12 protein-coding genes and 1 pseudogene are annotated in these 15033 nt (G+C 63.6%); 9 read left to right on the top strand and 4 right to left on the bottom strand.

What is annotated here, in order from left to right; all coding sequences use genetic code 11:
* Positions 1 to 685: 685 nt before the first annotated feature.
* From IEY58_RS33970 to IEY58_RS33960, 3 genes are all read right to left on the bottom strand, one after another.
* Positions 686 to 2068 carry an NAD-dependent succinate-semialdehyde dehydrogenase gene (locus IEY58_RS33970; protein ID WP_229744174.1) on the bottom strand — a complete coding sequence of 461 codons (1383 nt, stop codon included), beginning with the start codon at positions 2066 to 2068 and terminating at the stop codon, positions 686 to 688.
* A 228-nt stretch (positions 2069 to 2296) separates the two neighbouring features.
* Entirely contained in the window at positions 2297 to 3640 is a 1344-nt protein-coding gene (locus IEY58_RS33965; protein ID WP_189052632.1) for an MFS transporter, read from the bottom strand.
* A gap of 243 nt (positions 3641 to 3883) precedes the next feature.
* Positions 3884 to 4768 (bottom strand): LysR substrate-binding domain-containing protein, encoded by an 885-nt coding sequence (locus tag IEY58_RS33960; RefSeq protein WP_189052631.1) that lies wholly within the window; start codon positions 4766 to 4768, stop codon positions 3884 to 3886.
* A gap of 104 nt (positions 4769 to 4872) precedes the next feature.
* Between IEY58_RS33960 and IEY58_RS33955 the strand changes: the two genes are divergently transcribed.
* Positions 4873 to 6069, top strand: a complete 1197-nt coding sequence (locus tag IEY58_RS33955) for a CaiB/BaiF CoA transferase family protein (RefSeq protein WP_189052630.1) — start codon at positions 4873 to 4875, stop codon at positions 6067 to 6069.
* Positions 6066 to 6872: an enoyl-CoA hydratase-related protein gene (locus IEY58_RS33950; protein ID WP_189052629.1), complete on the top strand. Its 807-nt coding sequence runs from the start codon at positions 6066 to 6068 to the stop codon at positions 6870 to 6872. Before IEY58_RS33955 ends, IEY58_RS33950 begins: the two co-directional genes overlap by 4 nt.
* Before the next feature lie 197 nt (positions 6873 to 7069).
* Here IEY58_RS33950 and IEY58_RS33945 read toward each other — a convergent pair whose 3' ends face one another.
* The gene (locus tag IEY58_RS33945; RefSeq protein WP_189052628.1) at positions 7070 to 7933 is read right to left on the bottom strand and encodes a carotenoid biosynthesis protein; all 864 of its coding nucleotides are present in this window, start codon (positions 7931 to 7933) and stop codon (positions 7070 to 7072) included.
* A 276-nt stretch (positions 7934 to 8209) separates the two neighbouring features.
* On the opposite strand from IEY58_RS33945, the gene IEY58_RS33940 reads away from it, so the two are divergent.
* The 7 genes and pseudogenes from IEY58_RS33940 to IEY58_RS33910 all read left to right on the top strand — a co-directional run.
* Positions 8210 to 8794 (top strand): TetR/AcrR family transcriptional regulator, encoded by a 585-nt coding sequence (locus tag IEY58_RS33940; RefSeq protein WP_189052627.1) that lies wholly within the window; start codon positions 8210 to 8212, stop codon positions 8792 to 8794.
* 79 nt (positions 8795 to 8873) lie between these two features.
* A complete protein-coding gene (locus IEY58_RS33935; protein ID WP_229744173.1) occupies positions 8874 to 9683 on the top strand; it encodes a hypothetical protein in 810 nt (269 codons plus the stop codon).
* Positions 9684 to 9775: 92 nt separating this feature from the next.
* Positions 9776 to 10633, top strand: a complete 858-nt coding sequence (locus tag IEY58_RS33930; RefSeq protein WP_189052626.1) for a cytochrome b/b6 domain-containing protein — start codon at positions 9776 to 9778, stop codon at positions 10631 to 10633.
* On the top strand, positions 10630 to 11406 hold the full coding sequence (locus IEY58_RS33925; RefSeq protein WP_189052625.1) for a molybdopterin-binding protein: 777 nt from the start codon (positions 10630 to 10632) through the stop codon (positions 11404 to 11406). Before IEY58_RS33930 ends, IEY58_RS33925 begins: the two co-directional genes overlap by 4 nt.
* A gap of 165 nt (positions 11407 to 11571) precedes the next feature.
* Complete coding sequence (locus tag IEY58_RS33920) at positions 11572 to 12069, top strand: hypothetical protein (protein ID WP_189052624.1); 498 nt, start codon at positions 11572 to 11574, stop codon at positions 12067 to 12069.
* A 494-nt stretch (positions 12070 to 12563) separates the two neighbouring features.
* A complete protein-coding gene (locus tag IEY58_RS33915; RefSeq protein WP_189052623.1) occupies positions 12564 to 14225 on the top strand; it encodes a PDZ domain-containing protein in 1662 nt (553 codons plus the stop codon).
* 95 nt (positions 14226 to 14320) lie between these two features.
* A pseudogene (locus IEY58_RS33910) lies at positions 14321 to 14768 on the top strand (transposase); the annotation flags it as partial.
* Positions 14769 to 15033 lie beyond the last annotated feature (265 nt).

Genomic DNA, 15033 nt, shown 5'->3' with positions numbered 1-15033 from the left:
GACGGCGCGATGCTACACAACCAATGCGATCAGCGGCAAGCCCTATCGAAGCGGCCCCAGATACCGCCACGTGGACCCGCGAAAATCCGCAACCGCGTCGCACGGGAAGGTTCAGGCTGCCGACTCGCACCATCACCCCAGCCGCTGACGAAAGTCCCCGTCAGGGGACTCGATCGAGGCCTCTCATCTACGACCCGCTAGCAACGCCCGATATCTTTGGAAATTTGACGAGTCCATAAACGCAAGGGTGCCGTCGGTCCCGAACGACCAAAGTCTGGACCAGCTGTCGCTTACATTCCTGTCCGGCAAACGGACCCGATCCGGACAGGCTGATGGGCGGGATTCGACCGATGGTTTGGGCTTGCTAGCGCACTCGTGTTGCCGGGTTGGGGAAAACGCAGTCAGCCGAATGGCCGCTCTGGGGCAGCCAGCGAACACCCAGGAACGGCAATCAGGGGCGCGAAGCGGATGGAGGCGAATTGTCGAGTCCGGGCCGAAAGCGAAACGGTGGCTTTGGGCTCGGAGAGCTCAGCGCCGACCGACTTCGGCGGGGCCGCGGGCATGCCCCGACGCCTAATGGCGGCGTGAGGGAGCGACCCATCGACCCTGGTCTCGACGGCATCAACCGTCTCCGGATGTCATTTGCCTGATTAAGCCGAAGCAGACCTCGCGCGCCTGCCGGCAGTTATCGGTCAGGTCCACTCATGAGCACGTACTTCACGTGGACGTATTCCTCGATCCCGTAATAGCTGCCTTCGCGGCCGTAGCCGGAATGCTTGACGCCGCCGAACGGCACTGATGCCGTACCGACAGAGCCGGAATTCAGGATCACCATGCCAGCCTCGATGTCGCGCGACAGGCGGAAGGCCCGGCCGACGTCCCGGGTGTAGGCGTAGGCGACCAGACCGTACTCGGTGTTGTTCGCTCGCTTCACCACCTCCTCCTCGGTATGGAAGCGGTAGATCGGGAAGACAGGGCCGAAGATCTCGGTCTGAGCCACCTTCATGCCGTCGTCGAGCCCGGTCAGGATGGTTGGCTCATAGAACAGCCCGCCTTTTGCGTGGACCTTCCCGCCGAGGACGACCTGCGCGCCACGCTCCTTCGCCTCCTCGACGAGCCGGACGACCTTCTCGAGGCTGGGCTCGTTGATCAGCGGACCCACAACGAACTCGTCCTGAAGTCCCTGGTCGACTCGGATTTTCGCCACCCGTTCGGCGACGGCGGACACGAAGCGGTCGTAGATCGCATCGTGCACGAAAATGCGGTTCGGAGAGATGCAGACCTGGCCGGAGTTCCGGAGCTTGGCAGCGACGACGCCGGCGACGGCATCCTCGAAGTGGGCATCGTCGAACACGATGAACGGCGCGTTTCCGCCGAGTTCCAGCGTCATCTTCTTGAGCTCGCGGCCGCACGATTCCGCAAGCAGCTTCCCGACAGCGGTCGACCCGGTGAAGGTGATTTTGCGGATGCGGTCGTCGCTGGTGAACAGTTCGCCGATCTCCTTTGGCGTACCGGTCGCCATCTCGAGTACGCCCTCGGGAATCCCGGCCTTGCGGGCGTATTCCAGAAGCTTGTAGGCGGTGAGTGGCGTCAACTCGGACGGCTTGATGATCATCGTGCACCCGGCGGCAAGCGCCATCGAGACCTTCCGCATGATCATCATGAAGGGGAAGTTCCACTGCGTGATCGCCGCGGTCGGACCGACAGGTTCCTTGGTCACGATGACGGCGGCGTTCGCCGCATGCGTCGGAATGGTGTCGCCGTACACGCGTTTCGCCTCCTCGGCATACCACTCCGCAAAGCCAAGCCCGTAGTCGATCTCGCCCAAGGCCTCGGCGACACACTTCCCGTTTTCCTTGACGACAATCTCGGCGAACAGCCGCTTGTCGTCCCTGACGAGCTCGAACCACCGCCGAAGCAGGTCGCCGCGCTCCTTCGCCAGCCTGCGCGACCAAGCGGGAAACGCGCCGCAGGTACGGTCGATCGCCGCCTTGACCTCGTCCCCGTTCATGTCGGGCGCCTCGCCCACGATGGAGCCGTCGGCAGGGTTCAGTATCGTGATCATCATCGTTCCTTTCTGGGAACAGCGAGCCCGAAGACCCTGGGCTGCCGTTCTCGGCACATAGCGCAATGGGGTTTGTGGTCTTCGTGGGTGAGGAGCGGCGCGAAGCTCAGGACGGCTCGCGGTAGAACTGCAGGCCTACGTGGTGCAGCACGCCATCGATCTCCGTATCGAAACGGCCAGCCGCCCTGACCGCCCGAACCTATCGGGCGGAGAGAACGACAAGCGGGATCCCTAACGGGCCGTCTCCAGCGCCCTCGCCACGACGTCTTCGCCCTTGGACCTGAACGACTTCTCCGCCTTGATGGCCCAGAGATAGGTGACGATGGCGCAGGGGAAGAGCGACGCGATCGAATAGGCGACGCCTGCCAGCGGGTTTCCGGACCAGCTCACGAGGGACAGCGAGATAAGCGGCAGGAAACCGCCGAAGAGGACGTTCCCGAGCTGCTGGGCCAGACCGAAGCCGGTTGCCCTGGTCTGGGGCGGGAAGCATTCGGAGACGAAGGCGGGAAGAGGCGCCATGATCATCGCGGTCAGGATCGCCAGCACGCCGATGTAGGCGGTCACCTGGGCCCACGCACCCTGTGCGGCCCCTGACCTGATTCCGGCAAACGCCGGATAGGCGGACAGCATCCAGAGTACGATGCCCGTCAGCATCGTCTTGGCACGGCCCCAGCGGTCGGAGAGCGCACCGAAGACCAGGTAGAAGGGAAAGGCGACGATCACGGCGATCCCGACGCAGACGTTGGTGGTCGTCGGGTCGACCTTCAGGACGTTCTGCATAAAGAACAGCATGTAGACGATCGAGGCGTACAGGGACACGGACGTGCCGCCCTGTGCACCAAAGATCGCAAGCAGGATCCCCTTCCAGGCCTGTCCGCTTCTCAGTGTGTCGAGGAGCGGCGACTTCGGCAGCTTGCCGTTCCGCTGGAGATGGAGGAAGACTGGCGTCTCGCTCATCTTGAGCCGAATGGCCGCGGCGACGACGACAATGGGCGCGGACATCAGGAACGGCACGCGCCAGCCCCAGCTTTCGTAGGCCTGCGCGTCGAGGCCGAACTTGAGGGCCGTGACGATCACGATCGCCGCGAGCAGGCCCAGGCCCGCAGTGCCCTGTAGCGCGCTGGTGAACAGCCCGCGTTTGCCGGCAGGTGAATGCTCCATCACGTACACGGCGGCCGACCCGTATTCCCCGCCGAGTGCCAGGCCCTGGGCGATACGAAGCGCGAGCAGGGCCGCGGGCGCGGCGAGGCCGACACTCTGGAACCCGGGTAGGCAACCCATGAGCGTGGTGGCGAGCCCCATCAGGCTGAGCGTGACGATGAATGTCTTCTTGCGGCCGATCCTGTCGGCCATCGGACTGAAGATGAGGGTCCCGACCGGTCGGGCGAGGAACGCCGCGCCGAAGCCCGCCGCCGAAATGAACGCCGCGCTGCTGGGATCCGTCGCCGGGAAGAACAACTTGGCGAGTATCGGCATAAGCGTCACGTAGATGAAGAAATCGTAGTACTCCAGTATCGTGCCGACACTGGACGAAAACACGATGGTAGACATCGCCCGTTCACGGACGTTGGGCATGCCGGATCCTCCCTTCCGAGTTTATCTGGGCGGAGGGCGGCCGACCTGCCGGTCAGGGAAGAGGTGCCTGCCTCGACGGTAAGCTCGATGGTCGAGGTTGGCGTAATCAGTTTCCCCGGCACCACTTCCGTCACCCCTCGCGAGCAAGATTTCGGCCTTGCCCGCACAGCGTACCGGCGCTCGCAGGGATGACTAGCGAGTAAAGTTACTCAACTGTTGATCTGCAGGAAACGATTGGACGCCCTACTCAATCTCCGGGCCGTCCGCCGCCAGCCAGCGCCGGAGGCGGGAAAGCGGTTCGCGCTTCCGCGAGCGCTGGTCGGAGACGAGATAGTACGTCACACGGCCTCTATCGAAGGCGTGGTCATGGGCCGGGACGAGCGATCCAGTGCGCAGTTCGTCTTCGACAAGGACGGTCTGCGCGAGGGCAACGCCCCGGCCCTCGATGGCGGCCAGATAGGCCAGCGCCGAACTCTCGAGCTCCTTCCGCCGGGTCAGGCTGGCGAACTCGACTCCCGCGCTCTCGCACCAAAGCGACCAGTCGTCCGGCCGCGCCCGCACCAGGAAGATGTTCTGCTTGCTGAGCCGGGAGGCGTTCGCGATGCCCATCCTCTGGAAGAGACTGGGGCTGCAGACAGGCTGCAGGACGTTCGCGACGAGCGGGCTGACGTCGAACTCCGGCCAGGCCCCGTCCCCCAGCCTGATCGCCGCGTCGAAGTCGCCGAGATCGCTCCATTCCGATGCGGTCGTCAGGCGCACATCGATTTCTGGATGAGCCAGTTGGAACTGCGACAGCCGTGGGATCAGCCAGCGCGTCGCGAAGGTCGTGTACGATCGGACCCTGAGGACCGCGCGGCCCGACGAGCTGTGGAGGAGCGCACTCGCCCGCCGCAACCCGTCGAAGTGGGAGGTGACGCGTTCGAAATAGGTGGTGCCAATGGGGGTCAGCGTCAGGCCCCGGCCTTGCCGGACGAACAACGCGACGCCGAAGTGATCTTCCAGCAGGCGCAGTTGCCGACTCACCGCTCCCGGCGTCACGGCAAGCTCCTCGGCGGCGCGCCGGACGCTGCCGGAACGGGCAACGATCTCGAAGGCGACGAGGGCGTTCAGCGGCGGCAGATCACGCATCGGAATATTCCGAATAACTCAACAATTGACCAAAATTACTCGATTGTCGCCCTGCCGCAAGATGAGCAAGAACGGAAAGCATGAACCTGTGAGACGGGGGAGGAATGCTCAGCAAGGCGCTTTCGGGCCTGACCGTGCTCGATTTTGGGCAGCTCATCGCTGGCCCGGTGGCCGCGATGTGGCTTGCCGACATGGGTGCGACGGTCATCAAGGTCGAGCCGCCCGGCGGAGAGCTCGCCCGACGCCTGGGGCCGCCCTGGCACAATGATGAAAGCCTCACGGCACTCACTTCGAACCGCAACAAGCTTGGGCTCTGCATCGATCTGAAGCAGCCCGAGGCTCGCTCCGTCATCGAGCGGCTGATGCCGAATGTCGACGTCGTCGTCGAGAACTTCCGGCCGGGCGTTGCCGAGCGGCTTGGAATCGGCCACGAAAGACTACGCGCTTTCCGGCCGGACCTGATCACCTGTTCGGTTTCCGCCTTCGGCCAAAACGGGGCGTGGCGGGACCGCCCCGGCGTCGATGGCGTGATCCAGGCCGCAAGTGGCCTCATGAGCGCGATCAGCTCGCCGGACGGCTCGCCCGGCAAGGTGCCGCTTCCGTTCGCCGACATGATGGGCGCGCTCTTCGCCACGATGGCGATCTTGGGAGCACTCCGGCAGCGGGACGCGACCGGGCGTGGCGAACATCTCGACGTCAGCCTCTACAGCGCGACCCTCATGGTCCAGCATCTGAACCTCGCCGGATATCTGAACTCCGGCGAATTGCCGGTTCCGACTGGGAGCGCCGCCCCCTACGCCGCCGTGAACGAGGCGCTGCCGACCAGCGACGGCTGGCTCATGGTGGCGGCCTACCAGGAGGCGCGCTGGCAGCGCCTTTGCCGGATCGTCGACCGGTCGGACCTCGCCTCCGACCCGAGGTTCGCGACCAACCGCGAGCGCGTGCGGAACCGGCGTGAACTGCGGGCGGTGCTCGATCCCATCTTCCGCAGGCGGCGCACCGACGAATGGCTGTCGCTGCTGGTCGAGGCGGACATCCTCGCCGCGCGCGTCGACGACTACGAGGATCTCACCCGCTCGGACCAGTATCGAGCGAGCGGGATAGAAATCGAAGTTGACGCCCCGAAGGCGGGATCGTTCCGCATGCCGGGTTTTGCGCTCGGCGGACCGGCGTCGCCCGCCAGCCCACCGCCGCTCGTCGGCCAGCATTCCAGGGAAATCCTGGCTCGCTTCGACTTTTCGGCATCCGAGATCGAGAGGCTGGAGGCCAATTCCGTAATCTTTACAGGGAACAAGCAATGACCGAGCCCTTCGTCCTCGTCGAGCGAGACGCAGCGATCGTAACCGTCGTCATGAACGAGCCGGAAACCCGCAATGCGCTAAGCCGAACCGAGCAGTGCGACGAGATGATCGACGCGCTCGACGCGGTGAACCGCGATCCGGACGTCAAGGTCCTGGTGCTGACAGGAGCCGGCTCCGTGTTCTGCGCCGGAGGCAACATCAAGGACATGGAGGCCAAGCAAGGTTTCATGGCCGGGACGCCGGACGAAATCGGAGAGCGGTACCGCCACTCGCTGCAGAGGCTGGCCAAAACCCTGTACGGCCTTGAAGTGCCCACCATCGCGGCCGTGAACGGACCGGCGATGGGCGCGGGCCTGGACTTGGCGTGCATGTGCGACATGCGCATCGCGTCCGAGCGGGCGCGCTTTTCCGAGACATTCGTCAGGCTCGGCCTGATTTCCGGCATCGGTGGCGCCTGGTTCCTGCCCCGTGCGATCGGCCACGCGCGGGCTGCCGAAATGGCTTTCTCCGGCCGGATCATCGACGCGGATACCGCGCTCGCCTATGGGCTGGTTTCGGAGGTGCTCCCTGTCGAGGCGCTCCGCAACCGCGCAAACGCACTGGCCGCAGAGCTCGCGGCCAACTCCGGTGTGGCTCTGCGCTATGCCAAGCGTCTCCTCCGGCTCTCGGAGCGCAGCGAACTGACAGTGGCGCTCGACGCGACCGCGGCCCTGCAGACCATTGCCCACCTGACCGAGGGACATCGTATGTCCGTGGAGCGGTATCTGGAAGAACAGCGCGTCCGCAGAGCTGCCGGCCGATAACCGTCGATTTATCGCGAGACAGCGGGGCAATGGCGGCCCGACCGGTCAGAAGCGACCATTATGCCCTGCGGCTCATGAGGGCTGGCGTTCCCGTGGTTCTTTGGGAACGAGGCGATCGGCGTCTCCTTGCTCTTCAGATCGCGCCTGCGGCGGGCTGGTCGGTGGGCATTGCTTGATCACGTGGGGCGGGGCATTTCTCATCTTTCGGACGCTGAAAACAGCCGGACCAAGCCAAGCGCCGATGTGGTGACGGTTGTGAAAAGGGCGCAACTGATCGCCGACTCGAGAACGTCGGAGACCAGGAAGCTGCGCTCGCCCACAGCGACTGTCGCGGTTCCGGCCCTGAGGAACTCGGCGATGTCGGTGACCGGCATCACCAACCAGATGAGCACGGGCCCCAACCAATAGCCCTTCCGTTCAACGACGGGGCGAACGGGCAGACGGGGCTCGACGAGCGCGAAGAGCTGCATCAGCAGCCAGCCGGTCAGCAGCCAACCGAGGAAATTGACGAGCGGCACGCCGAACAGGCCACTTGGAAAGTGGTAGCTGTAGAGAGCGTGCACCGTGGCGTCGACAGGGTCGGCCACCAGATCGTAGCCGCCGAGCAAGAAGGTGCCGATCAGCGGTGTCAGGAATCGATCCGTGCGGGTAGGTGCGGCCGGGTCGCGGCGCGCGATCAGCCGGGCGAGAGTCCAGCCGAACCAGCCGAGCACGATCCAGCCGATGACGACGCCCAGCGGGACGCTCAATACCCTCGGACCCGGCAGGTGATGGACGTAATAGCCGAACGGGAAGCCGGCGGCGATGCTCGACGCCTCCATCGCGAAAGAGACCAGGCCCACAATTAAAGCGAATAGGCCAAGCCCCCACACCCCGTAGGTGGCGCTGGCGTGGAACAGCATGAACAACAGCAGCAGCAACGCCTGAATCTCCTGCGCTGCGGCGGAGATCCGCGGGGCCACCGCGCCGACGATCAGCGCGACCAGCCAAGTAGTGGCACATAACCAGCCGAGGGTGAGCGTAAGCGGCGGTCGATCTGGCAGAGTTGGTTGACTGCCCAATTCGTATTCCTGGTGATCTGGAGGGGCGCTCTCATGATGTCGATCAGCGTGCCGGCGATGGGCGAGGCTTTCGTCGCTTCACCATAGACGTCGCGCGAATTCGGTTGGATTGCCGGCAACCCGTGGAGAATGCCAAGCGCGCCGTACCTCTTGAACCGCGAATATGGAGACTCGCCGCGTCTGCGCCATTGCTACGAAATGCCACGCGCCTGCTTCCCGATTATCCCGCGCGTTCGAGTGCTTGACAATCTCCCTACTAGAAGGTAGGCATGGGGCATGGGTAATTTATCGCCTACCTCTGACGCCATCCTGGCTTGTGCGCGTTCCTTGATCGTCGCCGGCGGCTATAACGGTTTCAGTTATGCCGACATCGCTGACGTGGTCGGGGTTCGGAAGGCGAGCATCCATCACCATTTCCCGAGCAAGGTCGATCTGGTCCGAACGCTGGTCGCTCAGTATCGGGAAGAGGCTAAAGCAGGGATGGCGAATCTCGAACTTCGGGTATCCGATCCGCTCGAACAGCTTCGGTTCTATATTGGATATTGGGAAGCGTGCATCGCAGACGCCAACGCTCCCTTCTGTATTGGCGCGCTGTTGGCGAGCCAACTCCCGGTTCTGCCGGAGGAAGTCGGCATCGAGGTGCGGGCACATTTCCGCTCTCTATCAGAGTGGCTGACCTCCGTGCTGGAGCGCGGTGCGCGGCGCGGCCAACTTCACCTGACGAGTACCCCACGCGCCGAGGCCGAAGCCTTCATGGCGACGGTTCACGGTGCCATGCTTTCCGCGCGGGCTTACGGCGATCCGACGATTTTCGGCGTCGTGACGGCCCCGCTCTTGGAGCGGCTCACCCCGCGACATTGATCATCCACAAGCTTACCTCAGCGTGACCACGAAGCCTACCAACTAGTAGAAAGGCGTTGGTCGGCGCCGAATTGACGCGGTGGCTCAATCCTCCGGGGGCATCGGCATTCGCTCGCCCGCCAGCATCGCCGACGCTGCCGATCGCCGTCCTGCCCAGTTGACCGGCTTTTCGAGCGATCATGCGGCGCATCGCATCGAGATGAATACCCGAACTCGCGCCATGAAACTACCGACTAGTAGGCAAAGGAAGATTCTCATGCTTCGCAAGTTGCTCCCGGCGCTTTTCGTCGCCACCACCGCTCTCCCTGCGGCTGCCGTGCTCACGGCGCCGGCGATGGCCCAAAGCCAGCCGGCGGACCAGGTCCGTGTGCGGGGCAGCGTCATCAGCCTCGGCGACAAGGCGCTCAAAGTGAAGACCCGCGAAGGTAATACGGTCGACGTGACCCTGGCCGACGGATGGGTGGTTTCCGGCGTGGCGAAAGCCGCGATCACCGACATCAAGCCTGGCGACTATGTCGGCATCGCCTCGCTGCCCAAGGTGAACGGCGGCGATGGCGCGCTCGAGGTTCTCATCTTCCCGCCGGCGCTCAAGGGCGCTGGAGAGGGAAGCCATGGCTGGGATCTGAAGCCCAATAGCAGCATGACCAACGCGACGGTCGCCGATGCGGTCAAGGGCGTCGACGGTCAGACCGTCACCGTGTCCTACCAGGGCAAGGAAAAGAAAATCTCCATTCCCAACGGCACGCCGGTCGTCACGCTGGCGCCTGCGACCAAAGACGACCTGATCCCGGGCGCAATCGTCTTCATCCCGGCGGCGAAGGACGCGTCGGGTGCCCTCGCGACGCACCAGATCGTCGTCGGCACGCACGGCGTCGTCCCGCCGATGTGAGCGGCACTGCCGCCGGTCGGAGCCGGCGGCAACGATCGAAGCGATGCCAACGCCCTTCAAGGCAAATACGGCGCTAGATCTTGGAGTTTTCCATGAGCGACGAGAAGACAGGACACGAGAACGGCCGGCAGGCGGGGACGATCCTGATCCGCCGTCATTCCGTCGTTACCCGCGTTACGCATTGGCTCAACGTCCTTTGTCTCACCGCGCTGCTGCTGAGCGGGCTGCAGATATTCAACGCACATCCTGAATTGTATTGGGGGCAGTACGGCGCGGACGGAGACCCCGCGTTCCTTACGATCGGGTCGGCCGAAGACAAGGATGGCCTGCGCGGCTTTGTCCGGGCAGGGGGAATTGAAGTCCCGACGACGGGGTTTCTCGGCGTTTCGAGCTTCGAGGGCGAGCCTACCGCACGGGCCTTTCCGGCTTGGCTGACGATCCCGTCCGATCAAGACCTCGCCACCGGTCGGCGCTGGCACTTCTTCTTCGCGTGGTTCTTCGTCATCAACGGTGCCGTCTACCTGGGATACGGCTTCCTGAGTGGGCATTTCCGTCGCGATCTCGCACCAAGACGTGGACAACTGTCGGCGTCCTACCTCTGGCATGAGATCGTCACGCATGCGCGTCTGCGGTTTCCCGAAGGCGAGGAAGCCCGTCATTACAACGTACTGCAGAAGCTGACCTATCTCGTCGTCATCGCCGGTTTCCTGCCGATGATGCTGCTGACGGGGTTGACCATGTCGCCGGGTGTCGACGCCGCCTTTCCGGCGCTCCTCGACCTGTTCGGCGGGCGCCAGACCGCCCGGACCATCCATTTCATCACCGCCTCGCTGCTGGTGAAGTTCGTGCTGGTTCACGTCGCGATGGTCGTTCTGTCGGGCGCCTGGAACAACATGCGCTCGATGATCACCGGGCGTTACGCCATTCGTGAGAGCGGGCCAAAAGCATGACCAGGATCTCGCTGTCGCGCCGTCGCTTCATGATCGGCAGCACGCTCGGCGCCACCGCGGCGGCGCTTGCCGGCTACGGGGCGCTGAAACCGGACGCCGGGGGAGCCGTTTTACGCTCGGCCGAGCAGCTGACGATGAAGGCCCACCGGCTCCTGCAGGGGCGCGGCGCGCTCGCGCGGGAGTTCTTGGAAGCCGACATCTCGCCGTCGTTCAGGGTGAACGGCAGCACCATGCCGGATAGCGAGGAATATGCGGCACTCCTGGACAGCAATTTCGCCGACTGGCGTTTGAAGATCGACGGTCTCGTGGTGCAGCCTCGCGAGTTCTCCCTTGTGGACCTAAAGAAGTTGCCGGCGCGAACGCAGATCACCCGGCACGACTGCGTCGAGGGCTGGAGCGCCATCGGCAAATGGACGGGCGTTCCCCTCGGATCGCTGCTTCGCTCGATTGGGTTAAAGCCCTCTGCGCGCTTTGCGGTCCTTCACTGCGCCGACGAGCTCGAAAAGACGCTGGACGGCAGTGGCCGCTACTACGAGAGCATCGACCTGATCGACGCGTTCCACCCGCAGACGATCCTCGCTTACGCGATGAACGGTAAAGACCTGTCCGTCGGCCACGGCGCGCCGCTGCGGCTGAGGGTCGAGAGGCAGCTCGGATATAAGCAGGCCAAATACGTCATGCGCATCGAGATCGTCGACAGCTTCAGCGGCTTGTGGGGTGGCAACGGCGGGTATTGGGAAGACAGAGGGTACGAGTGGTACGCCGGCATTTGAACAGCTCAAACGGGAAGGAGCACTGCGCGGAACGGCCGGCGATCTCGATTGCAATGGGATCGTCCTCATCTGAACGATCTTCGAGCGGACGCGCGGCGAACTGCATCGAGATCGACGAATGGACTCGCGGAAGACTCTACCGACTAGTAGGTATAGGGAGATGTCATGTTTGGAATTTCACCGCTCGGCTGGGTGCATACGCTCGGCAGCCTGCCCGCCATTCCATTGGCAATATATATGTTCGTCCGCTATGGCCGGATCGTGCCTCAGTCATGGCCCGGTGCCGTTTACTTCGTCTCGATGCTGATCGGAGCGGCTACCGTGTTCCTCGTCGCGCATCAATCAGTGAGCTACGGCATTGGCACCGCGACGCTCCTGCTACTCTTCGCTGGCTACGGTGTTCGGGTCTTTTCCGGCCTGGGGCGAGTAGTCGAGTACGTCGAAACTATTTTCCTGACTCTGACAGCCTTTCTGTTAGCGGTGCCGACCGTTACCGAGACCCTGCGTCGAGTTCCCGACGGCCATCCCCTCGTCACCGCCCCCCATTCACCACTCCTCCTCGGATCGCAAGCCAGCATTCTCGTCATTCTCGTCATTGGCTTGGCGGCTCAGATCCTTCACCTCCGCAGACAAGGGAAAATCCAGGCGATTCACCAGTATTGACATGCCGCCTATCGAGGCGTGATCAACGACGTGCGGGACCTTCGCTTCCGACAATGGACCCGTGCCCGCTCACGGCCGAAGGTCCATCCGGCCTGCGCGGCGGGCGCCGTCACGTCGCCAATCCGTTTGGCGAGCCGTTGGTCGAGCGCGGGTCTCCACGGAAGATGCTGCGGGCCGGGCGATCGCTCTTTCGGATCGGACTGACCATTGCCTTGCGGGCGACGCGGTCAGTCCCGCCCGAGCAATGCGGCCGCACCCTCGGCAAACTCATTGCTTTCGGCGACATCGCCCTCGCCGCGGCCGAACCAGTGATGCGGCAGTCGAGACCGGGCTCGCCTGGTGCTCGGAATACAATTCGGGAGCGCGAGGCTCGCAGTCATCGAATCTGCCGACTATGGATCGTCCGTAGCCATGCATGACACTCTCTGTGCTCGATTTTCCCAGCAGAATGCATCGCGACCCGATGCCTCACGGCCATTGAGGTCGGTACGACATTGCGGCTGGCCGTCGCTTTCGGATGCCTTGCTTCCGTCGCTTTCGGAAGCGTGGCTTCGGCATCGATCACCCGGCCCCGAGCGGTCTGGCCGGACGGATTGCGCATTGCCCCACAACGGGTCGAGGCGGTCAGGGCGCTAGCAGAAGGCCTCACGCGCAATGATGGCGAGGCGATCCATGCCGGCTGGCAAGGGCGGAAGGGTTGGAGCAAAGCAGTACGCCGCGCTGAGAAGGCCGCAGGTACGGTACGTGATCCCCAAGCTTTCGGACTCGTTCTCAGAACGCTGTACGCGAGCTATCCCAGCCTGCACAGCCATATGGACCTTCGCGCCGACATAGACCTCAGGGCATCATACGGCGCGCCCTATCTCCCTTTCACGATAAAGGTGAGCATATTGGGGCCGGGCGTCATTCCGAATGCGGTTTTCATATCGTCGGCGGCAAATGACGAAGACGGACTGTCGGGCGCGCGTCCGGCCGTAGGCGACCGAGTCACGGCGATGAACGGCCGCCCGATATCGTACTGGCTGTCGCAGACCGCAACCGCGTGCCGGCGAAACAGCCGGTGGCAATGCTACGACGACTTCGACAAGCAGCTTCGGAGCGGACTGCTCGGGTGGGACCCCCGCAGGTCGTTGAGCCTCGACATCTCGAGAGACGGCACGCGGCAAAGGTCGACCTACACCCCTCGGGCCGTACCGACCCGATCCGATCAACATGCCCGGACGGGATGCGGTGAGGACGACACAAATTATCGAGGCTTCACGTCGGTCTATGCCGGCTGGAACCTGTGCGTCTTCCGAAGCGCAACCGGTCCGGGCGTGGAGGTTTGGCGCCTCAAGAGCTTCCATTACGCGGCGAATGCGGCGGTCGACTCCCCGAAATCGGAGGTCGACAGGTTCTGGACGCAATACTGGAAGGCCGCCGCCCCCTCCGTGAGGACGCTCGTCGTCGACGTCTCCGGAAACGGCGGAGGTGACGTGCCGTTGCCTTGGTATTCGCTGCTCTTCGACAACCCCTACCAAGAGCAATACGCCGAATACCGCCGCCTGCGAGCGTATGATGATCCGGCCGTCGCCAGCGAAGTGGCTGACGACCCGAGCCATGAAAGGTGGATAGCGCGTGTGAGGGCGGAGGCGTGGCACACGATCGGAGGCTATCTGCCGCCCGTACCGATGTTTTGCACCGACGACGACGAGAATTGCGAGGGCAAGCTGGCAACGCCGAAGCCGAACGGCTTCACAGGAGTAGTCGCGCTGGTTCTCGACGACAATTGCATATCGTCCTGCGCGGGATTCAGCTGGAACATTTTGACGAAGCTGGGCCCACGCGCGGCCGCCTACGGCCTACCCGACAGCGGCGATTCCAACTTCGCGAGACTACCGCTGAAATTATTCTATCGCGGTGGCAAGTGGAACACCGCCATCGGAGCGGGTTCGATTCCGAACGAGAAACCAATCGCCATCGCCAACGTGATGGTTACACGCACGACTGAGAGTGACGGCCGCGTAATATCAGGGAAATCGCTCCCGGTACGCGTGACCGTGAAGCGGCGCTGGAACGACACGGCGAATAGTTGGGCGGAACGAGCGCTCCATGCCGCCTTGGGCATGGACGGTAAGATCGCCCGCAGCATCAAGGTGCCGGAAGAAGGGAATTAGCGCGGATCTCTCACCGCGGGTAGGTGCATCGGGGCGGTGAATCTGGGGAAGTTGTTTTGCGAGAACGACTTGACCAGCTTCGCTGGAGATCCCCGATGCCGACAGAGTGTGACCCGGATCTGTTTGGATTTGCACGCGTCGCAGGGCGCGCCGTGGTCGCTTCGTTCGACGGTGGTGCCATCACGTCGGATGCCGGAGCGCTGCTGTTGGGCGCAACGGATCGAGCATGAGGTGCGCACCTTGGTCGGTCAGCGCGTGTTCGGTCTGGCACTGGGCTACGAAGACCTGAACGACCACGACGAGTTGTGGCATGACCCGATGATGGCGGTATTGGCGGGCAAGCTCGCGGCGCGGCGGCTGGACTGCGCGCCGGTTGCCGGCAAGTCGACGCTCAATCGGCTGGAGCTGAGCCGGCCGGCGCCGTCACGCTATCACAAGATCAGCCATGATCCGGCCGCGATCGAGGGGCTGTTCGTCGATCTGTTCCTGGAGGCCCATGTCAAGGCGCCCAAGCAGATCATCCTCGACCTCGACGCGACGGATGTCGTCGTAATTCAGACCCTGTCCGTCAAACGGCCCAAATCCGGACAATTCACTGATGATGGGCTAGACCCGCACCTCATCGAGCTACGGCTGCTTTCGAGGACCGACGGAATTTCGCAGAACGACCATGATGGGCGCTGACGTGCTGGGGATCGCGCTGCGGGGCGATCGTGCGGCGTTGCTGCGCTTTGGGGTCCGGAACGGCAAAAAACCCCTGAAAGCGGAATGCTTTCAAGGGCTTGATCTGGTTGCGGGGGCAGGATTT

This window comes from Aliidongia dinghuensis, assembly GCF_014643535.1.
Taxonomy (GTDB): domain Bacteria; phylum Pseudomonadota; class Alphaproteobacteria; order ATCC43930; family CGMCC-115725; genus Aliidongia; species Aliidongia dinghuensis.
The sequence above is the reverse complement of the archived record's forward strand: the minus strand, read 5'-3'. Positions and strand labels throughout refer to the sequence as shown.

What these genes read in the sequence shown, in the direction of transcription:
- IEY58_RS33970 (WP_229744174.1), bottom strand. Translation starts at nt 2,068, where the DNA reads ATGATGATCACGATACTGAACCCTGCCGACGGCTCCATCGTGGGCGAG.
- IEY58_RS33965 (WP_189052632.1), bottom strand. Translation starts at nt 3,640, where the DNA reads ATGCCCAACGTCCGTGAACGGGCGATGTCTACCATCGTGTTTTCGTCC.
- IEY58_RS33960 (WP_189052631.1), bottom strand. Translation starts at nt 4,768, where the DNA reads ATGCGTGATCTGCCGCCGCTGAACGCCCTCGTCGCCTTCGAGATCGTT.
- IEY58_RS33955 (WP_189052630.1), top strand. Translation starts at nt 4,873, where the DNA reads ATGCTCAGCAAGGCGCTTTCGGGCCTGACCGTGCTCGATTTTGGGCAG.
- IEY58_RS33950 (WP_189052629.1), top strand. Translation starts at nt 6,066, where the DNA reads ATGACCGAGCCCTTCGTCCTCGTCGAGCGAGACGCAGCGATCGTAACC.
- IEY58_RS33940 (WP_189052627.1), top strand. Translation starts at nt 8,210, where the DNA reads ATGGGTAATTTATCGCCTACCTCTGACGCCATCCTGGCTTGTGCGCGT.
- IEY58_RS33930 (WP_189052626.1), top strand. Translation starts at nt 9,776, where the DNA reads ATGAGCGACGAGAAGACAGGACACGAGAACGGCCGGCAGGCGGGGACG.
- IEY58_RS33925 (WP_189052625.1), top strand. Translation starts at nt 10,630, where the DNA reads ATGACCAGGATCTCGCTGTCGCGCCGTCGCTTCATGATCGGCAGCACG.
- IEY58_RS33920 (WP_189052624.1), top strand. Translation starts at nt 11,572, where the DNA reads ATGTTTGGAATTTCACCGCTCGGCTGGGTGCATACGCTCGGCAGCCTG.